The 24805-nt window shown below is 64.0% G+C and carries 24 protein-coding genes, 1 other RNA gene and 2 pseudogenes; 12 read left to right on the top strand and 15 right to left on the bottom strand.

Annotated elements, in window-relative coordinates; all coding sequences use genetic code 11:
- Nucleotides 1–137: 137 nt before the first annotated feature.
- Nucleotides 138–1913, bottom strand: coding sequence for an acetolactate synthase 3 large subunit (locus tag P6U27_RS10070; protein WP_129143996.1), 1776 nt, complete (start codon nt 1911–1913; stop codon nt 138–140).
- 329 nt (nt 1914–2242) lie between these two features.
- Complete coding sequence (miaA, locus tag P6U27_RS10065) at nt 2243–3184, bottom strand: tRNA (adenosine(37)-N6)-dimethylallyltransferase MiaA (protein WP_407193961.1); 942 nt, start codon at nt 3182–3184, stop codon at nt 2243–2245.
- An 11-nt stretch (nt 3185–3195) separates the two neighbouring features.
- Here miaA and serB point away from each other — a divergent pair, with 11 nt between their 5' ends.
- Nucleotides 3196–4101 (top strand): phosphoserine phosphatase SerB, encoded by a 906-nt coding sequence (serB, locus tag P6U27_RS10060; RefSeq protein WP_129143998.1) that lies wholly within the window; start codon nt 3196–3198, stop codon nt 4099–4101.
- Between the two features lie 147 nt (nt 4102–4248).
- Here serB and P6U27_RS10055 read toward each other — a convergent pair whose 3' ends face one another.
- The 11 genes and pseudogenes from P6U27_RS10055 to P6U27_RS10005 all read right to left on the bottom strand — a co-directional run bounded on the left by P6U27_RS10055 (nt 4249) and on the right by P6U27_RS10005 (nt 14411).
- Nucleotides 4249–5766 (bottom strand): Do family serine endopeptidase, encoded by a 1518-nt coding sequence (locus tag P6U27_RS10055; RefSeq protein WP_407193960.1) that lies wholly within the window; start codon nt 5764–5766, stop codon nt 4249–4251.
- Nucleotides 5767–5908: 142 nt separating this feature from the next.
- The gene (locus tag P6U27_RS10050; RefSeq protein ID WP_025038031.1) at nt 5909–6115 is read right to left on the bottom strand and encodes a DUF2065 domain-containing protein; all 207 of its coding nucleotides are present in this window, start codon (nt 6113–6115) and stop codon (nt 5909–5911) included.
- A 71-nt stretch (nt 6116–6186) separates the two neighbouring features.
- Entirely contained in the window at nt 6187–7083 is an 897-nt protein-coding gene (gene hflC / locus P6U27_RS10045; RefSeq protein WP_122402033.1) for a protease modulator HflC, read from the bottom strand.
- Nucleotides 7080–8216 carry an FtsH protease activity modulator HflK gene (gene hflK / locus P6U27_RS10040; RefSeq protein ID WP_122402032.1) on the bottom strand — a complete coding sequence of 379 codons (1137 nt, stop codon included), beginning with the start codon at nt 8214–8216 and terminating at the stop codon, nt 7080–7082. The genes hflC and hflK overlap by 4 nt, the downstream gene beginning before the upstream one ends.
- A 153-nt stretch (nt 8217–8369) precedes the next feature.
- A complete protein-coding gene (locus P6U27_RS10035; RefSeq protein ID WP_407193959.1) occupies nt 8370–8879 on the bottom strand; it encodes a dihydrofolate reductase in 510 nt (169 codons plus the stop codon).
- The gene (locus P6U27_RS10030; protein ID WP_129144002.1) at nt 8879–9364 is read right to left on the bottom strand and encodes a GNAT family N-acetyltransferase; all 486 of its coding nucleotides are present in this window, start codon (nt 9362–9364) and stop codon (nt 8879–8881) included. Before P6U27_RS10030 ends, P6U27_RS10035 begins: the two co-directional genes overlap by 1 nt.
- A 5-nt stretch (nt 9365–9369) precedes the next feature.
- Entirely contained in the window at nt 9370–10164 is a 795-nt protein-coding gene (locus tag P6U27_RS10025; protein WP_122402029.1) for a thymidylate synthase, read from the bottom strand.
- Nucleotides 10165–10351: 187 nt separating this feature from the next.
- Nucleotides 10352–11329 carry a tripartite tricarboxylate transporter substrate-binding protein gene (locus P6U27_RS10020; protein ID WP_407193958.1) on the bottom strand — a complete coding sequence of 326 codons (978 nt, stop codon included), beginning with the start codon at nt 11327–11329 and terminating at the stop codon, nt 10352–10354.
- A gap of 179 nt (nt 11330–11508) precedes the next feature.
- Nucleotides 11509–13023 carry a tripartite tricarboxylate transporter permease gene (locus tag P6U27_RS10015; RefSeq protein WP_162500176.1) on the bottom strand — a complete coding sequence of 505 codons (1515 nt, stop codon included), beginning with the start codon at nt 13021–13023 and terminating at the stop codon, nt 11509–11511.
- Nucleotides 13024–13033: 10 nt separating this feature from the next.
- Nucleotides 13034–13792: a tripartite tricarboxylate transporter TctB family protein gene (locus P6U27_RS10010; RefSeq protein ID WP_407193957.1), complete on the bottom strand. Its 759-nt coding sequence runs from the start codon at nt 13790–13792 to the stop codon at nt 13034–13036.
- A 95-nt stretch (nt 13793–13887) separates the two neighbouring features.
- Nucleotides 13888–14411 (bottom strand): annotated as a pseudogene (locus tag P6U27_RS10005) (chromate transporter).
- 85 nt (nt 14412–14496) lie between these two features.
- Between P6U27_RS10005 and ssrA the strand changes: the two are divergent.
- From ssrA to P6U27_RS09950, 11 genes and pseudogenes are all read left to right on the top strand, one after another.
- Nucleotides 14497–14864: a transfer-messenger RNA gene (ssrA, locus tag P6U27_RS10000) on the top strand.
- 117 nt (nt 14865–14981) lie between these two features.
- Nucleotides 14982–15500, top strand: coding sequence for an SspB family protein (locus P6U27_RS09995; RefSeq protein ID WP_122402025.1), 519 nt, complete (start codon nt 14982–14984; stop codon nt 15498–15500).
- 89 nt (nt 15501–15589) lie between these two features.
- Entirely contained in the window at nt 15590–17017 is a 1428-nt protein-coding gene (fumC, locus tag P6U27_RS09990; protein ID WP_407193956.1) for a class II fumarate hydratase, read from the top strand.
- A gap of 271 nt (nt 17018–17288) precedes the next feature.
- Complete coding sequence (locus tag P6U27_RS09985; protein WP_122402023.1) at nt 17289–17477, top strand: DUF4169 family protein; 189 nt, start codon at nt 17289–17291, stop codon at nt 17475–17477.
- On the top strand, nt 17474–17725 hold the full coding sequence (locus tag P6U27_RS09980; protein WP_025038043.1) for a ribbon-helix-helix domain-containing protein: 252 nt from the start codon (nt 17474–17476) through the stop codon (nt 17723–17725). Before P6U27_RS09985 ends, P6U27_RS09980 begins: the two co-directional genes overlap by 4 nt.
- Before the next feature lie 117 nt (nt 17726–17842).
- Nucleotides 17843–18118: a FeoA family protein gene (locus tag P6U27_RS09975; RefSeq protein WP_122402022.1), complete on the top strand. Its 276-nt coding sequence runs from the start codon at nt 17843–17845 to the stop codon at nt 18116–18118.
- Between the two features lie 36 nt (nt 18119–18154).
- Nucleotides 18155–20026 (top strand): ferrous iron transporter B, encoded by a 1872-nt coding sequence (locus P6U27_RS09970; protein ID WP_122402021.1) that lies wholly within the window; start codon nt 18155–18157, stop codon nt 20024–20026.
- Nucleotides 20027–20935: 909 nt separating this feature from the next.
- Nucleotides 20936–21217 carry a hypothetical protein gene (locus P6U27_RS09965; protein ID WP_407193955.1) on the top strand — a complete coding sequence of 94 codons (282 nt, stop codon included), beginning with the start codon at nt 20936–20938 and terminating at the stop codon, nt 21215–21217.
- A 170-nt stretch (nt 21218–21387) separates the two neighbouring features.
- Nucleotides 21388–21875: pseudogene (locus P6U27_RS09960) on the top strand (GNAT family N-acetyltransferase).
- Between the two features lie 280 nt (nt 21876–22155).
- On the top strand, nt 22156–22389 hold the full coding sequence (locus P6U27_RS09955) for a hypothetical protein (RefSeq protein WP_407193954.1): 234 nt from the start codon (nt 22156–22158) through the stop codon (nt 22387–22389).
- Between the two features lie 223 nt (nt 22390–22612).
- Entirely contained in the window at nt 22613–23110 is a 498-nt protein-coding gene (locus P6U27_RS09950) for a GNAT family N-acetyltransferase (RefSeq protein ID WP_407193953.1), read from the top strand.
- A gap of 122 nt (nt 23111–23232) precedes the next feature.
- On the opposite strand, the gene P6U27_RS09945 is transcribed toward P6U27_RS09950, so the two are convergent.
- Complete coding sequence (locus tag P6U27_RS09945; protein ID WP_122402016.1) at nt 23233–23475, bottom strand: hypothetical protein; 243 nt, start codon at nt 23473–23475, stop codon at nt 23233–23235.
- A gap of 40 nt (nt 23476–23515) precedes the next feature.
- Nucleotides 23516–24640 (bottom strand): DUF2336 domain-containing protein, encoded by a 1125-nt coding sequence (locus P6U27_RS09940; protein ID WP_407193952.1) that lies wholly within the window; start codon nt 24638–24640, stop codon nt 23516–23518.
- Between the last annotated feature and the right edge of the window lie 165 nt (nt 24641–24805).

The raw sequence follows: 24805 nt of genomic DNA, 5'->3' as shown, positions 1-24805 counted from the left end.
CTATTCTTCGTCGTCATGTCCCGTGAAGGCGAAGGGGCATCCAGTAACTACCAGCGTCGAGGCCCCCAAATCTGTCGCGGCGTGCTGGATCGCCCGGTCAAGCCCGGCGATGACAGCGGAGTTTGTGACCATCGCGCTCACACCAGCGCCTTGCCGCCGGCGAACGCCTTGGCCGTGGCCTCGTCATTTGCCTGCTCCGGCAGCAGCATCTCGTTATGCGCCTTGCCCGAGGGGATCATCGGGAAGCAGTTTTCGAGCGCGGCGACGCGGCAGTCGAACAGCACCGGACGCTTGACCGAGATCATCTCCTTGATGGCGCCATCGAGATCGGCCGGCTTGTGCACCTGGAGGCCGACGGCGCCATAGGCTTCCGCGAGCTTGACGAAGTCGGGCAGCGCTTCGGAGTAGGAATGCGACAGGCGGTTGCCATGCAGCAGCTGCTGCCACTGGCGCACCATCCCCATGTACTGGTTGTTGAGGATGAAGATCTTGATCGGCAGCTCATACTGAACCGCCGTCGACATCTCCTGCATGGTCATCTGCACCGAGGCGTCGCCCGCGATGTCGATGACGAGGCTGTCCGGATGCGCGACCTGCACGCCGACCGCAGCCGGCAGGCCGTAGCCCATGGTGCCGAGACCGCCCGAGGTCATCCAGCGATGCGGCTCCTCGAAGCCGTAGAACTGCGCCGCCCACATCTGATGCTGGCCGACCTCGGTCGTGATGTAGGTATCCTTGCCGCGCGTCTGTTCGAACAGGCTCTGGATCGCGTGCTGCGGCAGGATGACGTCGTTGCTCTTCTTGTAATAGAGCGAGTTGCGGGCGCGCCATTGCGCGATCTGCTGCCACCACGACTTGATGTCGGGCTTCTTCGCCTCGGCCTTGAACACCTGGAGGATGTCGCCGAGGATATTGCCGCAATCGCCGATGATCGGCACGTCGACCCGGATGTTCTTGTTGATCGAGGACGGGTCGATGTCGATGTGGATCTTCTTCGAGCCCGGCGAGAACGCATCGACACGGCCGGTGATGCGGTCGTCGAAGCGCGCGCCGACGCACAGCATGACGTCGCAATCATGCATGGTCATGTTGGCTTCGTAAGTGCCGTGCATGCCGAGCATGCCGAGCCAGTTCTTGCCCGATGCCGGATAGGCGCCCAGACCCATCAGCGTCGAAGTGATCGGAAAACCGGTAACCTCGACCAGCTCGCGCAAGAGCTTGGTCGCCTCGGGGCCGGAATTGATCACGCCACCGCCGCTGTAGATCACAGGACGCTTGGCACTGGCCAGCAGCGCCACGGCTTTGCGGATCTGCGTCGCATCGCCCTTCAGGCGCGGCGCGTAAGAGCGGTGCACATCGGACTTGCGCGGCGGGTGATAGGTGCCGGTCGCGAACTGCACGTCCTTGGGAACGTCGACCAGGACCGGGCCCGGACGGCCGGAGGTTGCGACATAGAAGGCCTCATGCAGCACCTTGGCGAGATCATTGACGTCGCGCACCAGCCAGTTGTGCTTGGTGCAGGGCCGCGTGATGCCGACGGTGTCGCATTCCTGGAACGCGTCGTTGCCGATCAGATGCGTCGGCACCTGGCCGGAGATGCAGACCAGCGGGATCGAGTCCATCAGCGCGTCGGTGAGCGGCGTCACCATGTTGGTGGCGCCGGGACCGGAGGTCACCAGCGCAACGCCGGGCTTGCCGGTGGAACGCGCATAGCCCTCGGCGGCATGGCCCGCGCCCTGCTCGTGGCGGACCAGGATGTGCTGGATGTGGCTCTGCTGAAAGATCTCGTCATAGATCGGAAGCACCGCGCCGCCGGGATAACCGAAAATGTCGGTCACGCCGTGATCGATGAGCGCACGGACGATCATTGCGGCGCCGGTCATCTGGTTCGGATCGTGGCTCTTGTCGCTCATTGGCTTGCTCCGGATGCGCTGTTGCCAGCGGCTTCATTCGTGTCGGGTTCGGGAAATAAAAAAGGCCCCGAAGAGGGCCCACGCACACCGCCTGTCTTGTGGATGGCAGCTAGCCACCCCCGGCGGTGTGCCTGGGTACGACGGCGATAAGGAGTTTGGTAATAATGTTACGCATGGCAGGCGCTCGGCTTCCCAAAGATTGCGCGAAACATAGCGGCCAAACCCTGGATGTCAAGGCAATGCGGCCGTTCCTGCGCGATTTGTGGAGTGTAGCGGTGTTCCCGGAGTTCGGCGAGAGGTAAATTCGGGAACCCGGGCACAAATGCGTGTCAGCCAGGGTCCTCAGTCGCGCTCACCATCGTCGCCAGCCACCCCCTCGCCTCATTCGGCCTCACCCACTCGAATTCCGGCAATTGGTGCCGGAACCAGGTGAACTGGCGCTTGGCATAATGGCGGGTATCGGCCCGGCCGATCCCAGCGGCCTCCTCCAGGCTCAGCCCGCCGCGCAGATGCCGGATCAAGGCCGGCACCCCATGGGCCTTCATCGCCGGCAGCAGCGGATCGAGGTGTCGGGCGGCGAGCCGCTCGACTTCCCTGAGCGCACCGGCACCCAGCATCGCATCGAAGCGGGCATCGATGCGGGCATACAGCTCGTCGCGTTCGGGGGCGAGAAACACCGCGCGAAAACTGTCTTTCGGCAGCAGCGGTGGCTGCCCCTCCTGCTGCCAGTCGAGCAGCGAACGCCCGGTTGCCTCGATCACCTCAAGCGCGCGCGCAATCCGGGTGCGGTCGCGCAGGTTCAACCGCCCGGCCGCGGGCGGATCGCGACGCGCGAGTTCCGCGTGCAGCGCCTCGACGCCGTTCCGTTCCAACCGCGCGCGTACATCGTCGCGCACCTCGGCAGGGATCGGCGGCACCACGGAGAGACCGGCCGTCAACGCCTTGAAATAGAGCCCGGTGCCGCCGATGAAGATCGGCAGACGCCCCTGAGCCCTTGCTCCATCGAGCGCCTTCGCCGCGTCGCTTACCCAGGCACCAGCCGAGAAGTTCACGGCGGCATCGACATGGCCATAAAGGCGATGCGGCACGAGCGCCTCATCCGCCGCTGTCGGCCGCGCCGTGATGATGCGCAGGTCGCGGTAGACCTGCATGGAATCGGCATTGATGACGACGCCATCGGTGGCGAGCGCAAGCTCGAGCGCCAGCGCCGACTTGCCGCTGGCGGTCGGGCCTGCGATAAGCACGGCCTTGCCTGAATGCCCCTCGCTCACGAAAACCTCAAATGTCCCTCGTTGCCACGCTGATCTGCAACCCTGACAATCCCGCGCTCGACTCGACCATCGTCGACGGCGCCCGCGCCGTGCTGCCTCAGGCAGCTCCCGCGCACTGGCTGTTCGACGGGGTTGCGGTCGACATTCCCTTCGGCGTCGACAGTAACCTCGAAGGCGACCGCCACGCCATCGAGCAGCGGTTGCGCGAGCTCCGCGGCGACCTGCCCATCGACATCGTCGTGCAGCCAGTCGGCTTCCGGCGCAAGAAGCTTTTTCTCGCCGACATGGATTCCACCATGATCGGCCAGGAGTGTATCGACGAGCTCGCCGATTTCGTCGGGGTGAAGGCGCATGTCGCAGGCATCACCGAGCGTGCGATGCGCGGCGAGATCGAGTTCGAGCCAGCGCTGCGCGAGCGCGTCGCGCTGCTCAAGGACCTGCCGGCCAGCGCGGTCGACGAGGTGCTGGCCAAGCGCATCACGCTGACGCCGGGTGGCAGGACACTGGTCGCGACCATGCGCGCCCATGGCGCCTACACCTGCCTCGTCTCGGGCGGTTTCACGCTATTCACGACCGCGATCGCCGCCAAGCTCGGCTTTCAGGAGAACCGCGCCAACGAGCTCGTCGTGCGCGACGGCAAGTTCACCGGCGAGGTGAAGGAGCCGATCCTCGGCCGCGCCGCAAAGCTTGCGACGCTGGTGGACCTGATGGAGTCGTTCGATCTCGACGACATCGACTCGGTCGTGGTCGGCGACGGTGCCAATGATCTCGGGATGATCCAGGCGGCGGGGCTCGGCGTCGCCTATCACGCCAAGCCTGCGGTAGCCGCTGCCGCGGGCGCGCGGATCGATCATGGCGATCTCACCGCGCTGCTCTATGCGCAGGGGTATCGGCGCGACGAGTTCGTGGAGGGGTAGCCTCGCCGTCGTCAGCCCTTGTTGCTGGCTCAGCAGCCGTAGGATGGGCAAAGGCGCGCTTGCGCCGTGCCCACCACTCTTGCCGCGATGTTGGAAAGGTGGTGGGCACGCTTTGCTTTGCCCACCCTGTACGAGACCGTACTGCGACTACTGCACGCTCAGCGCGACAAACCGCAGCTCGCCGTCGGCGTTGGAGACCAGCAGCAGCACCGATTTCTTGCCGTCCTTCTTGAGCTGATCGACCCGCTTCTGAATGTCGGCCCCGCTCGACACTGCCTCCTGCGCCACCTCGACGATGACATCGCCGGCGGACAGGCGCTTCTCGGCCGCGTCTGAATTGGCGTCGACGCTGGTGACGACCACGCCTTTGACGCTGTCCTTGATCTTGTAGCGCGTGCGCAGATCCTTGTTCAGCGTTGCGAGATCAAGGCCGAGCGCCTTCTGCGTCACGGGCTTCTCCGGCGCCGGCTCGTCGGTCTTCACCGCAGCCTGCACCTTTTCGGGATCCTGGAGGCGGCCCAGCGTGACCTTCTTGGTCTCTTCCTGACCTTTGCGGATGATGACGACATCGACCTCCTTGCCGACCGCGGTGTCCGCGACGACGCGGGACAGGTCCTTCGGGTCCTTGACGTCCTTGCCGTCGAACTTGACGACCACATCGCCGGGCTCGATGCCGGCGGGCTTGGCCGGGCCCTTATCGTCGACGCCGGCGACCAGCGCACCGCGCGCCGGCTTGATGTTGAGACTCTCGGCGATCTCGTCGGTGACGCTCTGGATGCGCACGCCAAGCCAGCCACGGCGCAGCTCGCCGAACTGGCGGAGCTGGTCGACGACGCCCACCACCGTCTTCGACGGCACGGCGAAGCCGATGCCGATGGAACCGCCGGAGGGGGAAATGATCAGCGTGTTGACGCCAATGACGTCGCCGTCGAGGTTGAACAGCGGGCCGCCGGAATTGCCGCGGTTGATGGAGGCGTCGGTCTGGATGTAGCTGTCATATGGCCCTGAGGAGATGTCGCGGTTCTTGGCCGAGACGATGCCGGCGGTCACCGTGCCCCCGAGGCTGAAGGGATTGCCGATCGCGATCACCCAGTCGCCGAGGCGCAGCTTGTCGGAGTCGCCGAACTTCACCGCGACCAGCGGCTTCGGCGGCTTGATCTTGAGCACGGCGAGATCGGTCTTCTTGTCGACCCCGACCAGCTCGGCCTTGATCTTGGTGCCGTCGTTGAGGATGACGTGGATCTCATCGGCGTCCGCAATGACGTGGTTGTTGGTGACGACGACGCCCGATGCGTCGATGATGAAGCCGCTTCCGAGCGAGTTGGTTTTGCGCGGCGGGTTGTTGTCACCGCCCTTGCTGCCACCACCGGGGCCCCGACGGTTCTTGAAGAAGTCGTCGAAGAACTCCTCGAACGGCGAGCCGGGCGGCAATTGCGGCATGGTGTTGCTGCCGCCGCCCTTGGCGTCGACCGTCTGCGAGGTCGAGATGTTGACGACCGCGTCGATCACCTTCTCGGCGACGTCGGCGATGCCATCCGGTCCGCGCGCATGGGCTGGCGTGCCGAACGCGCTGAAAGCACCGACGGCGAGCGCGGCCAGCCCAATTCGCACACCAAGTCGCACGCGACGGCGCGAGTGGGACGGGGCAGTGGTGGCAGCGGTCATTGTGATCTCCAGACAAAGGGATTCGGCGCCAGACTGCGCTCGAACGGGGGCACGGCGCAAGCGCAGAGCTTAACGGGCTTCAAGAGCCCGATAATAGGGCGAAAACCAGTCCGGCGCCTTCACTTTGGCGTTGGCTTGATAGCTAAATTGGGCGCCGCATAACCCAGATCAGGACCAGGCCGGCCACGGCCGAGCCGATCCCGACCGCCCGCAGGATGTTGTCCGGCGTGGCGATGGCGCTCTTCATGGCTTTGCGCATCCAGTTGGGACTGGCCGCGAACATCAAGCCTTCCAGCACGAACAGGATGCCTAGGCCGATGAGGAAGTCGGCGAACGCAATGGACCTCATCGGAATGGAACCTCCCGTTATGCTGTTCTTGTCTGGACAAAGCGCGGCGAGATCCGCCGCCCTTGTCTAGCTTACGGCTTGGCCGGCGTCTCGGTTGCCGTCTTGCCGGACGGGTGACCGAAGTACCGGAAGAAATCCGATTCCGGCCGCAGCAGGAAGCGGGTGTCGCTCGCACGCAGCCCGTTCTCGTAGGCCGTCATCGACCGGTAAAAGGCGAAGAAGTCGGCGTCCTTGCCGTAGGCTTCCGCAAACAGGCGGTTGCGCTCGGCATCGCCCGCGCCGCGGGTCTGCTCGGCCTGCGAATTGGCTTCCGCGATGATGACTGTCGCCTCACGGTCGGCCTTGGACTTGATCTCCTGAGCCTTCTGTCCACCCTGTGCACGGAACTCGGCCGCCTCGCGCTCGCGCTCGGTCTTCATGCGCTGGTAGACCGCCTGGCTGTTCTGCTCCGGCAGGTCGGCGCGGCGGATCCGGACGTCGACCACCTGAATGCCATAGCCGTCGGCCTCGTGGTCGAGTTGGTCGCGGATGCGCAGCATCAGCTTCTCGCGGTCGTCGCGAACCACGTTGATGAAGGTGACCTCGCCGAGCACGCGGCGCAGCGCCGCGTTGAGGAGCGTGGTGAGCTGGATGTTGGCGGCCTGGATCGAGCCGACGCTCTGATAGAAGCGCAGCGCGTCCTTGATGCGATAGCGCGCGAAGGCGTCGACCACGAGCCGCTTCTGGTCGGACGCGATCGCTTCCTGCGACGGGTTCTCGAGGTCGAGGATCCGCTTGTCGATGTTGATCACCGAATTCCACGGTGCCTTGAAATGCAGGCCGGGAGCGGTGACGACGTCGACGGGCCTGCCGAACTGGAGCACGATGGTCTGCTCGGTCTGCTGCACCGTGAACAGTGACATGTAGGCCACGATCAGGACCAGGAGCAGCCCGAGCAGCGTGGCGAAACCTGTAACCGGAGACCTCATCGGCTGCCTCCGCTCGACTGCGGACCGGTCATAGGTGTCCGCTTGGGCGCCAGTTCGGGAAGCGGCAGATAGGGCACGACGCCTTGGCCTGAGGGGCCGCCGTCGTAGACGAGCTTGTCGGCGCCGCCGAGCACGCGCTCCATCGTCTCCAGATAAATCCGTTGTCGAGTCACGTCGGGCGCCTTCTTGTATTCGTCGTAAATCTTCAGGAAGCGGGCGCTCTGGCCCTTGGCCTCGGCAACCGCCTGCTCCTTGTAGCCTTCGGCATCCTGCAGGATCTTGGCCGCGCGTCCGCGCGCCTGCGGCACCACTTGGTTGGCGTAGGTCTGCGCTTCGTTCTGCAACTGCTCCTGATTGGCGCGCGCCGCCTGCACGTCGCGGAAGGCATCGATCACTTGGGCGGGCGGATCGACCTTCTGCATCTGCACCTGGGTGATCTGAATGCCCGCTCCGTAGCTGTCCAGAGTTCTCTGGATCAGTTCCTGCACCCCCTGCTCGGTGACGTTGCGTGCTCCGGTCAGGATCGGCTGGATCTGCGAGCGGCCGATCACCTCGCGCATCGCGCTCTCGGCGACCGCTTTCACGGTGCCTTCGGGATTCTGGATGTTGAAGAGGAAGTCGCCGACGCCGTCCGGCTTGATGCGCCAGAGCACCGTGAAGTCGACGTCGACGATGTTTTCGTCGCCTGTCAGCATCAGGCTCTCTTCCGGGACGTCACGTATGGAGCGGCCGCGACGCGCCGGATCTTCGATCAGCGTCATACCGATGGAGATGGTGTTGACGCGCAGCGCCTTGGGCAGCAGCACTGTCTCGATCGGATAAGGCAGATGATAGTTCAGGCCGGGCTGCACGGTGCGGACATGCTTGCCGAAGCGCAGCACGACGCCGAGTTCTTCGGACTGCACGCGGAAGAAGCCCGACAGCAGCCAGAATGCGACGATCAGCAGGATGATCAGCGTGATACCGATGCCGGAGAAATAACCACCCGGCATGATCTGCTGGAGGCGGTCCTGGCCGCGCCGCAGAAGATCCTCCAGATCCGGCGGTCTCGGCCCGACCGGTTGCGGACCTGAGCCCCATGGTCCCTTTGGACCGGAGCCCCATGGGCCACCGCCCTGATTCTTCCACGGCATTCGACGCTCTCCTCGGCAGGGTGGAATTGCCCCCGCCCGCTTTGTCCGGTCCGGCTTTATAGGGGACAGGCAGGTCCCTTACAACGCGGCCTGGGCCGTCCTCCGAGCTATGCTTGGGCACGAAAAAGTCAATGTAAACATTGACGAATGCGGTTAATGGCGGGGGCGCCGACGACATGTCACATAGGAGAAGTCAGCGCTGTCGTCGGGGCCGGCAGGATGGCGGATGCGCTCAATCTCGTCCCAATCAGCCTTGTCGATGTCGAAATGCGTGTCGCCTTCCGGCCGCGCATGCACTTCGGTGATTTCGAGGCGATCGGCGCGATCGAGCCATTGCCGGTAGATCTCGGCGCCGCCGATCACCGCGATCTCAGTGACCGAACGCCGCAGGGCATCGCCGAGCGCAACCGCAGCCGCAGCCGCTCCCGACGTCGTAACAATGGCGCCACTGGCGCGATAGGCCGCATCGCGCGTGATCACGATGTTGGTGCGGTCCGGCAGCGGCCGGCGCAGGGATTCGAAAGTCTTGCGGCCCATGATCACCGGCTTGCCGATCGTGAGCGCCTTGAAGCGGGCCATGTCGGATTTCAATCGCCACGGAATGGCGTTGCCCGCGCCGATGACGCCGTTCTCCGCGATGGCGACGACAAAGACGATCTCCATCAGGGCGCGCTCCCGGCAAGCCGCGTCAGCGCAGGCCCGGTGACGCGGCACAGCGTCCAGTCGTCCATCATGACCGCACCGAGCGATTTGTAGAACGCGATCGACGGTGCGTTCCAGTCCAGCACCGCCCATTGCAGGCGCGACCAGCCGTTCTCGACGCACTCCCTCGCGAGATAGACCAGCAGCGCCTTGCCGAGCCCCCTGCCCCGATGCGACGGCCGCACGTAAAGATCTTCGAGATAGATGCCGTGGCGGCCGCTGAAGGTGGAGAAATTTGCAAACCACACCGCGAAGCCGACCGGCTCGCCGTTCCACTCGGCGATCGCGCAATAGAGCTGCGGCCTCTCGCCGAACAGCGCCTCCGCGATGTCAGCCTCGGTCGCCTCGACCTCGTGCGAAAGCTTTTCGTACTCGGCGAGCTCGCGGATGAAAGCAAGAACGAGCCCGGCTTCGCCGGCGCGCGCGCGGCGGATGTTGACCGACATCTGCGCTAGACCGCGACGTCCGCCTTGATATGCGGATGCGGGTCGTAGCCGACGAGTTCGAAATCCTCGTAGCGGAACGAGAAGATGTCCTTCACATCGGGGTTGATCCGCATCACCGGCAGGGCGCGCGGCGCACGGGTGAGCTGAAGCCGCGCCTGCTCCAGATGGTTGGAGTAGAGGTGGGTGTCGCCGAGCGAGTGCACGAAGTCCCCCGGCTTCAGGCCGGTGACCTGCGCGACCATCATGGTGAGCAGCGCGTAGGAGGCGATATTGAAGGGCACGCCGAGGAAGACGTCGGCCGAGCGCTGATAGAGCTGGCACGACAGCTTGCCGTTCGCGACATAGAACTGGAACAGCAGGTGGCACGGCGGCAGCGCCATCTTCTCGACGTCGGCCGGATTCCAGGCGGTGACGATCAGCCGGCGGGAATCTGGAGTGCGCTTGATCATATCGATGACATTGGCGATCTGGTCGATGCTGCGCCCGTCGGCCGTGGGCCAGGAGCGCCATTGATGACCGTACACCGGGCCGAGATCACCATTGGCATCCGCCCATTCGTCCCAGATGGTGACGCCGTTGTCGCGCAGATACTTGATGTTGGTGTCGCCCTTCAGGAACCAGAGCAGTTCGTGCACGATCGCCTTCAGCGGCAGCCGCTTGGTGGTCAGCATCGGGAAGCCGGCGGACAGATTGAAGCGCATCTGGTGGCCGAACACCGAGAGCGTGCCGGTGCCCGTTCGGTCGGTCTTCTCGGCGCCGTCTGAAAGAATCCGCTCGAGCAGGTCCTGATACTGGTGCATGTGCCAAAAACCTCAAGAAGACGGCAGCCTTTGGGGAGGCGGCGAACTTAACGGCCACCTCGGTGCTGCGACAGCGGCGATTCGCTACTCCCATCGATTATACCCGGAAAAATGAGTGTTCCCGGCACAAACGACAAGGGCGGAACTGACGTCCCGCCCTTCTGCCCTATCAGCTTGATTGCGTTGCCTAAGTCGCCGGCTTGAGCACCGGGGTCCACTTCGCGATCTCGTTCTTGACCAGGGTGGCCAGCGCTTCCGGCGTCCGTTCGGCGGGACCCGGGATGACGCTGCCGAGTTCGATCAGGCGCTTGCGCACGGTCTCGTCATCGAGCGCCTTGGCCGCCGCTGCGTTCAGACTCGCCACGATCGCAGGCGAGGTTCCCTTCGGGGCGAACATCGCATTCCAAGCCTGGGCCTGGAACTTCGGCAAGCCCGCTTCCACCGTCGTCGGCACGTTCGGAAGCGACGGATTGCGCTCCGGTGTTGCGATCGCATAGGCCTTGATGGTGCCGGCATTGATCTGCGGCACCGCGTTGACGATCTGGTCGCACATGTAGTCGACCTGGCCCGCCACCAGCGCATTCATCGCAGGGCCCGTACCGTTGAAGGGCACGCCGACCGGCTTGATGTCGAGGATCGAGTGCAGAAGCTCGCATGAGACGTGCGAGACCGATCCGACACCGGCATGCGCGGCATTCAACTTCTCTGTGTTCGCCTTCACATAGGTAACGAACTCGTTCAGATCCTTCGGCGGAAAGTCCCTGCGTGCGAGGATCAGGATCGGTGTGCCCGCGAGCAGCGCGATCGGCTCGAAATCCTTCTCGGGATGATAGGCGAGCTTCGGATAGAGCGGCACCGATGCCGCATGGGTGCCCATGTGGCCGGTGATCAGCGTATAGCCATCATTGGCCGCGCGCGCAGCGCGCGTCGTCGCGGTGGTGCCGCCGGCACCGACGACGTTCTCGATGATGATGCTTTGTCCCAGCGTCTGCGCCATGTGCGCGGTGATGATGCGCGCGACGACATCGGTCGGGCCACCGGCCGCAAACGGCACGATCGTGGTGATGCTGCGCGTCGGATAGGTCTGCGCCTTAGCCGGTGCAACAAGGCCCAACGAGGCGAGCGCTACGGCACATGCGCCCGTGAGCGCGCGAATGAAGGTCATGGTATCGGTCCCTTGAACACAAACAAAGATGCCGGCCCAAAGGCCGGCATTTTCATTTCACGAAGCCGTCACACAAGTCGATTCGACTTCCGAATGCGGCGCGTCGACGCAGGCGAGCACGGCTTTCATATGAGCATGATGTTTCCGGAAAACCGCTTCGCGCTTTTCCGGATCATGTTTCAGTTCTCGGATTCGGTGAACACCTCGTCGCGCTTCGATCGCAACGCAGGCAGCACCGTAAGGACGAGAAGGCCCGCCGCGACCGCCAGCAGCACCGCCGACAACGGACGCATCACGAACACGCTCCAGTCGCCGCGCGAGATCAGCAGCGCACGGCGCAGGTTCTCCTCCATCAGCGGTCCCAGCACCATGCCGAGCAGCAGCGGGGCAGGCTCGAAATCGTGCTTGATCAGCCAGTAGCCGACGAGACCGAACACGCCGGCAAGGATGACGTCGACCGGCGCGTTGTTCACCGAATAGATGCCGATCGCGCAGAAGATCACGATCGAGGGGAACATCAGCCGGTACGGCACGCGCAGGAGGCGGACCCAGATTCCCACCAGCGGCAGGTTGATGATGATCAGCATCAGATTGCCGATCCACATCGAGGCGATCATGCCCCAGACGAGGTCGGGTTGCTTCTGCATCACCTGCGGGCCCGGCACGATGCCGTGGATGGTCATCGCGCCCACCATCAGCGCCATCACCGCGTTCGGCGGGATGCCGAGCGTGAGCAGCGGGATGAAGGAGGTCTGCGCGGCGGCGTTGTTGGCGCTCTCCGGCCCCGCGACGCCCTCGATCGCGCCGCGGCCGAACCGCGACGGGTTCCTGGCGAGCTTCTTCTCGAGCGTATAGGACCCGAATGATGCAATCGTCGCACCGCCGCCGGGCAGGATGCCGAGGATCGAGCCGAGCACGGTGCCGCGCAGGATCGCGGGAGTCGAATCGACCAGATCCTTTCTGGTCGGCATCAGACCGGTGATCTTCTGCTGCACGAGATCGCGGCTCATCTCGGCGCCGGCGTCGAGATTGCGGATGATCTCGGCAAAGCCGAATACGCCCATCGCGACCGTCGCAAAGCCGAGGCCGTCGGCGAGTTCCGGAATGTTGAAGGCCATGCGGGAGGCGCCGGTCTCGATATCCGAGCCGACCATCGACAGCAAAAGGCCGAACACGATCATCGCGATCGCCTTGAGCACCGAGCCCTTGGCCAACACGACCGCAAAGATCAGGCCGAGCACCATCAGCGAGAAATACTCCGCCGGACCGAACGCCAGCGCGAGCTTGGTCAAGGGCGCGCCGAGCACGGCGATGAGCACGGTCGCGACGCAGCCGGCGAAGAACGAGCCGATCGCGGCGATCGCCAGCGCCGGGCCGGCGCGGCCCTGCCTGGCCATCTGGTGGCCGTCGATGGCAGTGACAACCGACGTCGCCTCACCGGGTATGTTGACCAGGATCGACGTGGTCGAGCCACCATATTGCGCGCCGTAATAGATGCCGGCGAGCATGATCAGTGCGCCGACCGGCGGCAGGCCGAAGGTGATCGGCAGCAGCATCGCGACGGTGGCGATGGTGCCGATGCCCGGGAGCACGCCGACCAGCGTGCCGACCAGCGCACCGATCAGGCACATCAACAGGTTGATCGGAGAGAAGGCGACGACAAAACCGTGAGCGAGGTTGGCAAAAAGCTCCATCACAGCCTCACTAAGCCAGGAAACGCGGGAACATCGGCATCGGCAGCCCGAGCACGTATGGAAACAGGATTGCGCAACCCAGCGTCAGGCAGGCGCCGACGATGGCCGCTTCAAGCCAGCGCGTCTCCTGCGAGCCCGCCGCCGCGATCATGAAGCTGATAAAGCCCGTGACCACGAGGCCGAGCGGCCGGATTGCCAGCGCGAAGAACAGGATCCCGGCCATCACGAACAGCGGCCCGCGCCAGGAATAATGGGCCATTGGCGGCCCATCGGTCAGAAGACCGGTCAAGGCGATTCCGGCCGATAACGCGACCAGGAGTCCGCCGAACATGCGTGGCGCCGTACCCGCCCCGAAAGAGAAGCCCCGCATGCCCTGCAGGTCGCTCCCTGCCCACAGCGCGAACAGCGCAACCGCCATGAGGACGACGCCTCCGACATAATCCTGAGCCGACCGGATCGTCATGAAAAACGTGAGGATCGCCACCACGAACAGCGGGTAGGAATAGATCAGCGCGAGCAGCACCTCGGACGATACCTTCTTGGTGTCACCGCTGGCCGCTCCAATCAAGGCTCCAGGCGCGCCGGCAAGCAACGCCGTGGCGTGGCTGATCACCACAGCGCTCGGGCCGCGGCCGGTGCCCCAGCCGAAGATCGTCCCGATCGACCAGATCAATTCGAATATCTGCGGCGCAATCGCCAGCAGACAAAAGCCGAGCGCCACCTTGGTATTTCGGGTGGCCGTCGCTGAGTGGCCCATCGTGTCGGCCATGCTTGTCTCCTCCGCGACCCTTAAGTCACGAGCACTGTTGTTCTAAATCGGCTGGAACTGGATACCCCGCCCGGATCACTGCCTAGCCATTTTCATCACACAATGCCAGCAAAACCCAACACGCCTCCATCCGGAGCCAGAGTGGATTGATGCGCGAAATGGACGCAACCACCGCAACAATCGCGGTCAGAAGCAATGCAGCAATTGAGCGATCGGTCGACTGGGCCAGGATCAGGGCGCTCGCTGCCATCAGAGCTATCGAGAGCGGAACCAGTGCAGCCTGGATCAGGGCGGGCCAGCGCGATTGGCTGGGGCGGTTCAGGAGCCGGCTGACATAACAGGCGAGCAGCGCCGTCGGCAGGCACATCGCCAGCGTTGCGGCCAGCGCGCCGGGGATGCCTGCGACGGCATAGCCGATTAACGTCACGATAAGCACGTTTGGACCTGGCGAGAGCTGCGCGATCGCATACGCGTCAGTGAACTGCTTGTCGGTCAGCCAGTGATTCACCTCGACCGCGATGCGGTGCATCTCGGGCACCGCCGCCGCGGCTCCGCCGACGGCGAACAGTGGCGAAGGCCAGGAACAGGGCGACCAGGCCGGCCGGTGCGGCGGCGAGATCCGGCTCTTCGACGGCCGGTGCTGAATCCGAGGCCAGGACGGTCCGGAACCTATCCAAAGGGAACCAGAGGATCGCCCTTCCAAGCCTCTGTTTTTTGTGACCTTTGCCCCCTATATTGGGTGTGCCGGTTCGCCGGCTATGGAAATAAACGGTCGTCGTAATAAACCATTCGGACCCGGGGGCGGTACCCGGCGCCTCCACCAAAGCCCAGTATCGGGCGTGTTCTGAAGCTGAGCTTTGGCGGGGGCGAAATAGGATCGACGAGGGCGTAAAGGGCGTACTTTTTCCCGGTATTGTTCCGCCGTTATCGGGCTACTGCAATAGTTGCCAACGACAACTTTGCTCCGGTTGCTCAGGCTGCGTAACGCAGTTTGAAAGACCACTCTAAAGTCCTAGTGGGTTAAGCTCCGCTAGGCGGGGTTCGGAGGCACCTGGCAACAGAAGCCTCCACTTTACTCTTTTGATTTCTTCCCCGGCGGGGACTCCTGCTCATCCGTCAGGCGCGGTACTATTGCGGCTTGGCGAGTCGGGCCGGCAGGGTCCGGCTTCGGGGATGCAACAGGACCACCATGGCGACCGATCATATCCGATACGATGTGCTGGCCCGCGACGCGCTGCGCGGCGTGCTGCGGAAGGTGCTGACCGATGCCGCGGCCCATGGCCTGCCGGGCGAGCACCATTTCTTCATCACCTTCGTATCGAAGGCCGAAGGCGTGAAGTTGTCGCCGCGGCTGCTCGCGCAATATCCGGACGAGATGACGATCATCCTCCAGCACCAGTTCTGGGACCTGACCGTGCTCGAGGACCGTTTCGAGGTCGGCTTGTCCTTCGGCGGCATTCCGGAGCGGCTGGTGGTGCCGTTCAGTGCCATCAAGAGCTTCCTCGATCCATCCGTGAAGTTCGGCCTCCAGTTCGACACCTCGGACGTCGCCGAGGTCGCACCCGAGAATTTGCCGGCAGCGCCTGCGCCATCGGCCGTGTCGGTCCCGGCACCTGCCACGGAAAAAGCAGAAGCTGCCGATGAACCGCCCCCGCCGAGCCAGGGCGGCGCCGAAGTCGTGCGGCTCGATCGTTTCCGCAAGAAATGATCTAGGTTGGGCCCGCGCCGGTCGCACACGGTCAAACTGCCTATATAGAGAAGCACACGAAAAGACCGTGCGGCATTTCGCGCGGCAGAATGGATGTGCTCATGGCCAAAACGACCCGCGCTTCACGCCCCGCAACCCGCACCGAGACCGACAGCTTCGGTCCCATCGAGGTGCCCGCCGATCGTTATTGGGGGGCGCAGACCGAGCGTTCGCGCCAGAACTTTCGCATCGGCACCGATCGTATGCCGATCTCGCTGGTGCATGCGCTCGGCATCGTCAAACTGGCCGCCGCGCAGTCCAATCTCGAGCTCGGCCTGCTCGACCAGCGCCGCGCCAATGCCATCATCCGCGCCGCGCGCGAGGTGATCGAGGGCAAGCTCGACGATCATTTCCCGCTTGTGGTGTGGCAGACCGGCTCGGGCACGCAGAGCAACATGAATCTCAACGAGGTGATCGCCAACCGCGCCAATGAGCTGCTCGGCGGCGACCTCGGCGCCAAGAAGCCGGTGCACCCCAACGACCACGTCAACATGAGCCAGTCGTCGAACGACTCCTTCCCGACCGCGATGCACATCGCGGCCGCAAGCCGCATCAATGCCGATCTCGTCCCCGCCCTCGGCGAGCTGCTGCGCGCGCTGCGCAAGAAGGAGAAGGAGTTTTCGAAGATCGTGAAGATCGGCCGCACCCATACGCAGGATGCGACGCCCCTGACGCTCGGCCAGGAATTTTCCGGCTATGCCGCGCAAGTCGAAAGCGGCATCGCCCGGCTCAAGGTCGCGGTGAAGGACCTCTATCCGCTGGCGCAGGGCGGCACTGCCGTCGGCACCGGCCTCAACTCGAAGCCGCGCTTTGCAAAACTGTTCGCAAAGCATGTTGCCGGGATCACGAAGCTCCCCTTCACAAGCGCCGCCAACAAATTCGAGGCACTGGCCTCGAACGACGCCTATGTGCTGGCGCACGGCGCCATCAATTCGGTCGCGACCGGCCTGTTCAAGATCGCTAACGACATCCGCCTGCTCGGCTCTGGCCCGCGTTCGGGCCTCGGCGAATTGATCCTGCCGGAAAACGAGCCGGGGTCCTCGATCATGCCGGGCAAGGTCAATCCGACGCAGTGCGAGGCGATGACCATGGTGTGCTGCCAGGTATTCGGCAATCACACCGCCATCACCGTCGCCGGCAGCCAGGGCCATTTCGAGCTCAACGTCTACAAGCCCGTGCTGGCCTACAACATGCTGCACTCGATCCGCCTGCTGGCCGATGCCGCGCGCTCCTTCACCGAGCATTGCGTCAGCGGCATCCGCGCCGACGAAAAGCGCATCAAAGAGCTCATGGAGCGCTCACTGATGCTGGTGACGGCGCTGGCCCCGAAGATCGGCTACGACAACGCCGCCAAGGTGGCCAAGACCGCGCATGCCAACGGCACCACGCTGAAGGAGGAGGCGCTGCGGCTCGGCTTCGTCTCGGTGGAGGAGTTCGACCGCCTGGTGCGCCCGGAGAAGATGACCAGCCCGGGATAGATTCCGATAGTCCTCCGTAATGATACGGACGCTCGGCGCTCAAAAATATGCGGTTTTGCGGGCGGGATTTGATTACCGTCAATGTCGCGGCGGGGCGGCGTGCTACGCAGCCCTTCCGCCCCTCGACCGGGCGAAATTTATCGTTTGGTGGCCCGAGGGGCCGATTGACGAGGACGAGCGAATGGCGATCAACTCTCGTGGGGCGCAACGCGGCACCCTGTTTCTGAATGTTTCATCCTGCCTGAAGAGGAGCGGATGATGGAGACGCGGCATGGGGAACGTCATCAACCTGAATCGTTTCAGGAAGCGCGCCGAGCGGGAAGCCTCGGCGAAACAGGCGGACGCCAACCGGGCGAAATTCGGGCGCACGAAGGCGGAACGGTCGGCGGAGGAGAAGCGGGGGGACCAGGCCAAGCAGCATCTGGACCAGCACCGGATCGATCGCGAGGAGCAGCCATGAAGTCGCCGGTCGTGAAACGGTCGATCGTCGTCGCCGGTCACAAGACCAGCGTCAGCCTGGAAGAGGCGTTCTGGAACGGCATGAAGGAAATCTCCGGCCTGCGCAACATGACGTTGTCCGAGCTGGTCGGCGAGATCGACAACAACCGCCAGCAGGGCAATCTGTCGTCGGCGATCCGTCTCTTCGTCCTGGATTACTTCAAGAGCCGCGCCATGGCCGCCCAGCCGGACAAGGTCCCGGCGCAATAGCCCGTCAGGGGGCGCCCTCGACGGCGCCCCGGCCTCTGCAGTTTAAAATCACTCTAAGATGCAGCTTCGGCGGGCGCGCGCGCTTGACCTCAATGCCCTGCGTTGAAAATACAGGGCATGACCGACACCACCGACACGCGTTCGCATATGCCGCTGGGCCTGGCCCAGCGTGGCTATACCGGCGTCATCCAGCACCTTGCCGCCAAGCAGGCGGGCTCGGCGCTCTCGGATGTCGAGCTCGAGAGCCGCCTGATCGAACTCGGCTTCGTCGAGGGCGCCCGGGTCGAGATCTTGCATGAGGGGCTGGTCGGGGGCGACCCGATCGCCGTGCGGGTCGACAGCATCACCATCGCGGTCCGCCGTCGCGAAGCCATGGCCATCATCGTCGCTTAGATAGCGACGGGACGCCTCATCCCGGGCCCTTGATACATGGAATTACCCCTGCTGCATCTCGCCCTGGTGGGCACGCCAAACAGCGGCAAGACCTCGCTGTTCAACGCCCTGACCGGCAGCCGGCAGAAGGTCGCGAATTATCCCGGCGTCACCGTCGAGCGCAAGGAAGGCTTCTTCGTCACCCCCTTGGGACGCCAGGTCTCGGTGGTCGACCTGCCCGGCACCTACTCGCTGCGCGGCCGCAGCCCGGACGAGGAGATCACCCGCGACTTCGTGCTCGGCAAGGCCACCGGCGAGACGGTGCCCGATCTCGTGCTGTGCGTTGCCGATTCCACCAATCTGCGCCTGACCATTCGCCTGCTGCTCGAGCTCAAGCGCACCGGACGGCCGATGATCCTCGTGCTCAACATGTTCGACATCGCGAGCCGCCGCGGCATCACAGTCGACGTCGAGCGGCTCGCCAAGGAGCTCGGCGTGCCCGTGGTCACCTCGATCGCGGTGCGCAGGGGCGGCACGGCCGACCTGCTCGCGCTGACCGACGAGATCTCGGCCAAGCTTGCCGCCGAGCCACAGGAGAACAGCTGGCGCGCGCTCAGCGTCAGCGAATTGCGCGCCACCCAGCGCGAGGCCGACCGCATCATCGCCGACTGCGTCAGCCTGCCTGCTAGCCCCGACACCTGGACCGCGCGGATCGACGCCGTGGTGCTGCATCCGGTCGCCGGCCTCATCGTGCTCGCGCTGATCCTGTTCGTGATGTTCCAGGCGGTGTTCGCCTGGGCGAAGCCGCTGATGGAGCTGCTGCAGTCCGGCTTCGATGTACTCGGCGAGTTCGTCCACGCCACCCTCCCCGACGGTCTGTTGCAGAGCTTCCTTCAGAACGGCGTGATAGCGGGCGTCGGCAGCGTCATCGTGTTCCTGCCGCAGATCATCATCATATTCCTGTTCATCCTGCTCCTGGAAGATTTCGGCTACATGGCGCGCGCCGCGTTCCTGATGGACCGCATCATGGGCGGCGCCGGCCTGCACGGCCGCGCCTTCATTCCGCTCTTGTCGAGCTTTGCCTGCGCCATTCCCGGCATCATGGCGACGCGCGTGATCGACAACAAGCGCGACCGGCTGACCACGATCCTGATCGCGCCGCTGATGACCTGCTCGGCGCGCATTCCGGTCTACACGCTGATCATCTCCGCCTTCATTCCGGCCAGGGACGTCTGGGGCTTCATCAACCTCCAGGGCCTCGTGATGTTCGGCCTTTATGCGGCCGGCATCACCAGCGCGCTCGTCGTCTCGTTCCTGATCAAGTTTTTCATGCTGCGCGACTTTGCGCCGGCACCGTTCATGCTGGAGCTGCCGGACTACAAAATGCCGCGGCTGAAATCGATCGCGATCGGCATCTACACCCGCGCCAAGATGTTCCTGGTGCGCGCCGGCACCACGATCTTCTCGATGATGGTGCTGATCTGGTTCCTGGCCTCGTTCCCGCAGCCGCCGGCAGGCAGCACCGAGCCCGCCATCGATTTCAGCCTGGCGGCGATGATCGGCAAGGCGCTCGCGCCGCTGCTCGCGCCGGTCGGATTCAACTGGCAGATCGCGGTTGCGCTGATCCCCGGCATGGCGGCCCGCGAGGTCGCGGTCGCAGCCCTCGGCACCGTCTATGCGATCGAAGGCGGCAAGGAGGCGGCCGAGCAGATCGGCCAGGTGCTGGCGACCAAATGGTCGCTCGCAACCGCCCTGTCGATGCTGGCCTGGTACATCTTCGCCCCGCAATGCGCCTCCACGCTCGCCGTGATCCGGCGCGAAACCGGAAGCTGGGGATGGATGGGCGTGACCTTCACCTACATGCTGGTGCTGGCCTATGCCGCGAGCCTCGTGACGTACAACGTCGCCGTCGCGCTGGGGGCGGGCTAGCCCCCTCCCAAAACAAAAACTGCGAAAACAACCCCATGCACAGTAGACGGGGATTGTGAAATCAAGGGCTTACGTCTGTGCAAGGAACCATCCGGCCGTCGCCCGGATGGCGCGCCGCAAAACCCGGCATTTCCTCGCATAACGCATCGCTGGACCCCCTCCGCGCTCACATGACTTGATCCCGACGTACCTGTTGCTCCGTCGGGTGAAACACGGGCACCATGGCATGGTCGAACAATGACCCACGCGGTGCTGGAGATTTCTTCGCGCGCTTGATTTGAATCAAGCCGGCTCTCGCAGCAAATCCAAGGATGACGCAAGGTCGTCGCAAGCTGGGCCCATTGTGGGGGGCACGGAGCGACCGAGATGCCGTTGCTGGCGTACTTCTGGGAGATCGGCGCAGCATTGCTCGCGCTCCTCTTAGGGGCGGACTTTTGTGTGCCCAAGGCGCCGTCACCGAGAGGACGGCCGTGGAGCGGCCGGCCATACGCATTCACTCGGACCGAAAATGGCCCGAGCGCGTGATCCTCGACACGACCTTGCCGGTGGTCGCTGCGGAGACATCCGCGCCTTCGATCACTGAGCCTGCACCCCGCGCCCCTGCGGAGCTGCCGGTCGTTCGAGCGGAGACAACCGCGGTTGCCAATGCACTTGCGATGGTGCGCGCGGATTCGCCGCCGCGCGAAGCCATCCAGCACAAGCGGCCGACTTGTCGTTGTGGTGCGGGCGCGACCGCCACGCTTGATGCAGATCAAATCGAACGGCTCGTCGAATTTGGGGTGAGGACGGCAATCGACGTCGCGGGGCGATACTCCCGATCCCGTCGGAACTGCGACCATTGATTTTAGTCAATGGCGGAGGTCATCGGCCTGCCAGGCTAGCTCGTCGTCATGCAAAGGGAGAGAGTACATGGCTGGACATGCCAAGCTGATCGGACTGTTCGTCACCGCTACGCTGTTCACGGCAGCGCCCCTGTCGCTCCGCTACTCGCCGGCGGATGCACTCGCCGTATCCGTCGATACCGCCGAAGCCCGCGTCGGGCGTCCCCTGACGCCGATGAGCGTTGCAGGCGTCAACCGCAGGGTCCATCGGCGGGCGTATTACGGCGCGGCAGCGGCGGGAGCTGCGGCCTATGGGGCCTATGGCTATCGCCGGGCTTGCGGATATTACCCCTATCCGCCCTGCTATTGAGACGCGCGCGCGAGCGCATCAACAATCGATCCAATCAACCGGAGGCAACTTGAGCCGCCTCCGGTCTCGATACTTGGGCCGGTTGACCCGTCGGGAAAAATACTGGCAGGATGGCATCGTCGGCCTTCAAGCAGTCGGGATCGCAGCCAACCCAATCGCCATCAGAATTCATGGATCGCTTCAGCACGGAATGGCTGATCGCCGAGCGACTCCACGCAGATCATCTCCCGGACCTCGTCGTACTGCATCTCGATGCCGAGGTGTCGCGTTATCTCGGCGGAGTGCGCTCGGCGGAGGCGGCGAAGACCTCTCGACGTCAACATGGCCCATTGGGACCAGCACGGCTTTGGCCTGTGGGCGCTCCGAACGAAAGACGGCGCGTTCGCCGGGCGATCGGGCATCAGGCACATCCTCGCCGATGACGTGGACGAGATCGAGATCGCCCATACGTTCAAGCGCGAATTCTGGGTGGCCGGACTTGCAAGCCAGATCGCGTCCGCGCTGACCGACATCGGGCTGGCGCAACTCGAGCTGCCATCCCTCGTCGGCCTCGTCTTCGTCGGCCATGTCGCATCCCGCCGCGTGTTGGAGAAGGCGAACTATGTTCTCGACGATTCATCACAGCGAGGACGTCGTGATCTATCGCATCAAACGGTGAGAACGCAGCAACCTTAGCATCGTAGGATGGCGACACAGTTGAAGGCCGAACCGCTCTCACACATTCTGCCCCATATGCGACAGCCCGTTCAATGTCTTGTGTCATTGGGGACCAATTGGAACAGCGGGACTCGCCTAGCGCAGTTCCATCGGGCTGCTTCGATGAAGTTCTTGAACGCAACCCACCTGAACAGCCATTCAAGAAAGTTTCCTGCCCGTTCCTGCAACAGACGATGGTGGCGATCGTTGACTCGCGACGGACGCAAACCAAGGAGGAACAGATGAAGAAGCTGACTTACGCTCTCGCAGCGCTAGCGACGCTTGCAATCGGTACCCCCACCATCGCCAACGCGGGCGGCTTCGGCGTCTATGTCGGCGGCGACAGGGACCATTATGACGGCCCCCGCGCGCGCGTATACGAGCATGACCGCGGCTGGCATCGTGGCTGGTACTATCACGACCGCGACTACGACCGCGGCGTCGTGATCCGTCGTTATCATCATTGGGACGATTAGTGCGAGCCACACGATCGAACAAGGGGCCCCGCTTCGGCGGGGCCTTTTTGTGTTTTCCTCTTTGTGTTTTGCGTCGGACGCAACGGCTTGGTTGGTCGGCCCGTTACCCCATCTACGGACTACGCCCGTTGACCCGTCGGGCAAAACAGGGGCATGATGCCATGATCAGCCCGCAGCGATGGCGGCATGAACGACCCGCCAACGGAAGCGGCGATCTGTCTCCATGAACCATTTCAGGACCGACCGACTCACCGCCGAGAGGCTGAACGAAAGTCACCTTGCCGATCTCGTCGCGCTCCATCTGGATCCCGAGGTGTCACGCTATCTCGGCGGCGTGCGTTCGGCGGAGACAACGAAGGCCTATCTCGCCACCAACATGGCCCATTGGGACCAGCACGGCTTCGGACTCTGGACACTGCAAACGAAAGATGGAGCCTTCGCCGGACGAGCGGGCCTCCGGCACATCCTCGTGGACGACATCGACGAGATCGAGATTCTCTACGCGTTCAAGCGCGAGTTCTGGGGCCGGGGATTTGCCAGCGAAACGGCGACCGCGCTGACGGACATCGGGCTGTCCCACCTGAAGCTGCCGTCCCTCATCGGCATCGTCAATGTCGCCAACGCTGCATCCCGCCGCGTGCTGGAAAGATCAAACTATCTCCTCGAGCGGAGCACGAACCGCAAAGGCGAGGACGTCGTGATCTATCGAAAGCGGCGATGAGCGAGACAACCGTCGGTCGTTGCGAGCGCGGCGAAGCAATCCAGACTGTCCCAGGCAAGGATTCTGGATTTGCTTCGTTTCACTCGCAATGACGGTCTTGGTGCGGTCGCGAGGGACGCGCCCTACCTGAAATACCCCAGCACCAGATCGACGTCCGAGCTGCGCGCTGCCGTGCCGTTCAGCTCGGCGTCGATGACGCGCCGGCAGGCGTCCACCGCGGCGTGGTCGCCGAGGTCGTTGGCGGCTTCCAGCACGAGCCAGGCGGCGTCCACCGAGGCCTTGTCCGGAGCTGCGCCGCCGAGATCGGCGGTGACGGCATTGCCGAGATTCTTCTTGCGAACGGCGGTGCCGAATTGAGGCAACATTGCAGATACTCCCCTCTCGATTCCCGCTGAATGAACCCGCTCAGTGTATTTGCAGCTCGGGCTGACGGCCCGTCGCGGTTTCGGCACCCGCGCCGGTCTTGCGCGACTGGTAGAACTTCAGGATGCTGCGTGAGGTCTCGATCTTGAGCCGGCCGAACTCGCGCTCGTTGTCCTGGAGGTCGCGCGCCGTGATCAGGTGATCCTTGGCGCCGAGGAACAGGAGCGACATCGTCGTGTCCCAGGAGAAGTCGAGCGCCTTGCACAAGACAAGGATCATCTCGCGGTTGCGGTCCATCAGCGCGCGCTCGATCACGTCCACAGGCAGTGACGAGAGCAGCGACAGGCCGATCTGCACCTCGTCGAAACGGTGCTGACGCGCATAGTTCGAGATGGAGTCCTGATTGAGGTTGCCCTGCCGGTACTGGGTCGTGACCACGCGCTTGGCGACGAAATAGCTGCGCGAGGACGGGCCGAACTTGGACTGGAGATCGCCGGTGACCCCGGTCACCGAGCTCTGGATCTGCGCCATCATCTCGGGCCGCTCGGTCTCGAGGCGGCGGCGGACGTCTTCCGACGCCTTCGCGATCAGCTGCTGGAAGATGTGGCGCGGCACGTCCTTGCGCAGGCCGAGCTGTTCGGCAAGGATCGAATCGCCCTCGGCGCGGCGGACCATGTGCAGCAGGCCAGATCCGGAGAAACGCGCCCCCTCGTTCTTGGCAACCGACGTCACGACCTCCTGGTTGCCGCGCTTGACCAGCACGTCGGTCACGGCCTCGCCGAGCGACTGGCGCTGGGAAATCGCGAGCAGATGCGCCTGGCCCTTGGTCATGGCGCTCTCGACCAGCATCTTCTCGTCGATACGCGTGGAGTCGCGCAGCACGGGGCCTGCGACCTCGATCTCGTCGTCGAGGGCGAGCTTTTCGATGACGTTGAGCGGGGCGTGATCGCACGCCGACATGACTTCGGAGAGCTGCGCGCGCGCAGCAACCTCGATCTCGTCGGCGAGCCGGCCGATGACCTCGCCGAACATGCTGATCTCATCGTCGCTGTAGCGGCCGGCGATCAGAATATCGGTCGCATGCCACAACGCCTTCGCCCTGCTTTCGTCGGTGCCGCGCGCGATCGCGTCGTCCAGATCCTGTAGAAGCGATTTCGCCCCGTTCATCTCGATCACCCCAGTTCTTGGTAGCCCTTTGGCACGCCGTCCCGCCGCTCGCGGCGAGACGCCAAATTCCTCTGGGAACCGACGCTAGAGATGAAACGCGAGAATTCAGTAAAATCGGCAAATCAGTTTTGCCGACGAAAATTCCTTCAAATGCGAGGGAATGGG

It is taken from the genome of Bradyrhizobium sp. STM 3566 (genome assembly GCF_045571445.1).
Lineage (GTDB): Bacteria > Pseudomonadota > Alphaproteobacteria > Rhizobiales > Xanthobacteraceae > Bradyrhizobium > Bradyrhizobium vignae.
Note: the sequence above shows the minus strand (reverse complement) of the source record. Positions and strands in the feature narration are given on the sequence as shown.

Coding starts and splice junctions, on each gene's coding strand:
- P6U27_RS10010 (WP_407193957.1), bottom strand. CDS start 13,792: ATGGCCGACACGATGGGCCACTCAGCGACGGCCACCCGAAATACCAAG.
- P6U27_RS09995 (WP_122402025.1), top strand. CDS start 14,982: ATGGCGACCGATCATATCCGATACGATGTGCTGGCCCGCGACGCGCTG.
- P6U27_RS09950 (WP_407193953.1), top strand. CDS start 22,613: ATGAACCATTTCAGGACCGACCGACTCACCGCCGAGAGGCTGAACGAA.
- P6U27_RS09945 (WP_122402016.1), bottom strand. CDS start 23,475: ATGTTGCCTCAATTCGGCACCGCCGTTCGCAAGAAGAATCTCGGCAAT.
- P6U27_RS10030 (WP_129144002.1), bottom strand. CDS start 9,364: ATGTCGGTCAACATCCGCCGCGCGCGCGCCGGCGAAGCCGGGCTCGTT.
- P6U27_RS09980 (WP_025038043.1), top strand. CDS start 17,474: ATGAAGTCGCCGGTCGTGAAACGGTCGATCGTCGTCGCCGGTCACAAG.
- serB (WP_129143998.1), top strand. CDS start 3,196: ATGTCCCTCGTTGCCACGCTGATCTGCAACCCTGACAATCCCGCGCTC.
- P6U27_RS09985 (WP_122402023.1), top strand. CDS start 17,289: ATGGGGAACGTCATCAACCTGAATCGTTTCAGGAAGCGCGCCGAGCGG.
- P6U27_RS10020 (WP_407193958.1), bottom strand. CDS start 11,329: ATGACCTTCATTCGCGCGCTCACGGGCGCATGTGCCGTAGCGCTCGCC.
- P6U27_RS09965 (WP_407193955.1), top strand. CDS start 20,936: ATGGCTGGACATGCCAAGCTGATCGGACTGTTCGTCACCGCTACGCTG.
- P6U27_RS10055 (WP_407193960.1), bottom strand. CDS start 5,766: ATGACCGCTGCCACCACTGCCCCGTCCCACTCGCGCCGTCGCGTGCGA.
- P6U27_RS10015 (WP_162500176.1), bottom strand. CDS start 13,023: ATGGAGCTTTTTGCCAACCTCGCTCACGGTTTTGTCGTCGCCTTCTCT.
- P6U27_RS10035 (WP_407193959.1), bottom strand. CDS start 8,879: ATGGAGATCGTCTTTGTCGTCGCCATCGCGGAGAACGGCGTCATCGGC.
- P6U27_RS10070 (WP_129143996.1), bottom strand. CDS start 1,913: ATGAGCGACAAGAGCCACGATCCGAACCAGATGACCGGCGCCGCAATG.
- P6U27_RS10050 (WP_025038031.1), bottom strand. CDS start 6,115: ATGAGGTCCATTGCGTTCGCCGACTTCCTCATCGGCCTAGGCATCCTG.
- P6U27_RS10025 (WP_122402029.1), bottom strand. CDS start 10,164: ATGCACCAGTATCAGGACCTGCTCGAGCGGATTCTTTCAGACGGCGCC.
- hflC (WP_122402033.1), bottom strand. CDS start 7,083: ATGAGGTCTCCGGTTACAGGTTTCGCCACGCTGCTCGGGCTGCTCCTG.
- P6U27_RS09955 (WP_407193954.1), top strand. CDS start 22,156: ATGAAGAAGCTGACTTACGCTCTCGCAGCGCTAGCGACGCTTGCAATC.
- P6U27_RS09975 (WP_122402022.1), top strand. CDS start 17,843: ATGACCGACACCACCGACACGCGTTCGCATATGCCGCTGGGCCTGGCC.
- P6U27_RS09940 (WP_407193952.1), bottom strand. CDS start 24,640: ATGAACGGGGCGAAATCGCTTCTACAGGATCTGGACGACGCGATCGCG.
- hflK (WP_122402032.1), bottom strand. CDS start 8,216: ATGCCGTGGAAGAATCAGGGCGGTGGCCCATGGGGCTCCGGTCCAAAG.
- P6U27_RS09970 (WP_122402021.1), top strand. CDS start 18,155: ATGGAATTACCCCTGCTGCATCTCGCCCTGGTGGGCACGCCAAACAGC.
- fumC (WP_407193956.1), top strand. CDS start 15,590: ATGGATGTGCTCATGGCCAAAACGACCCGCGCTTCACGCCCCGCAACC.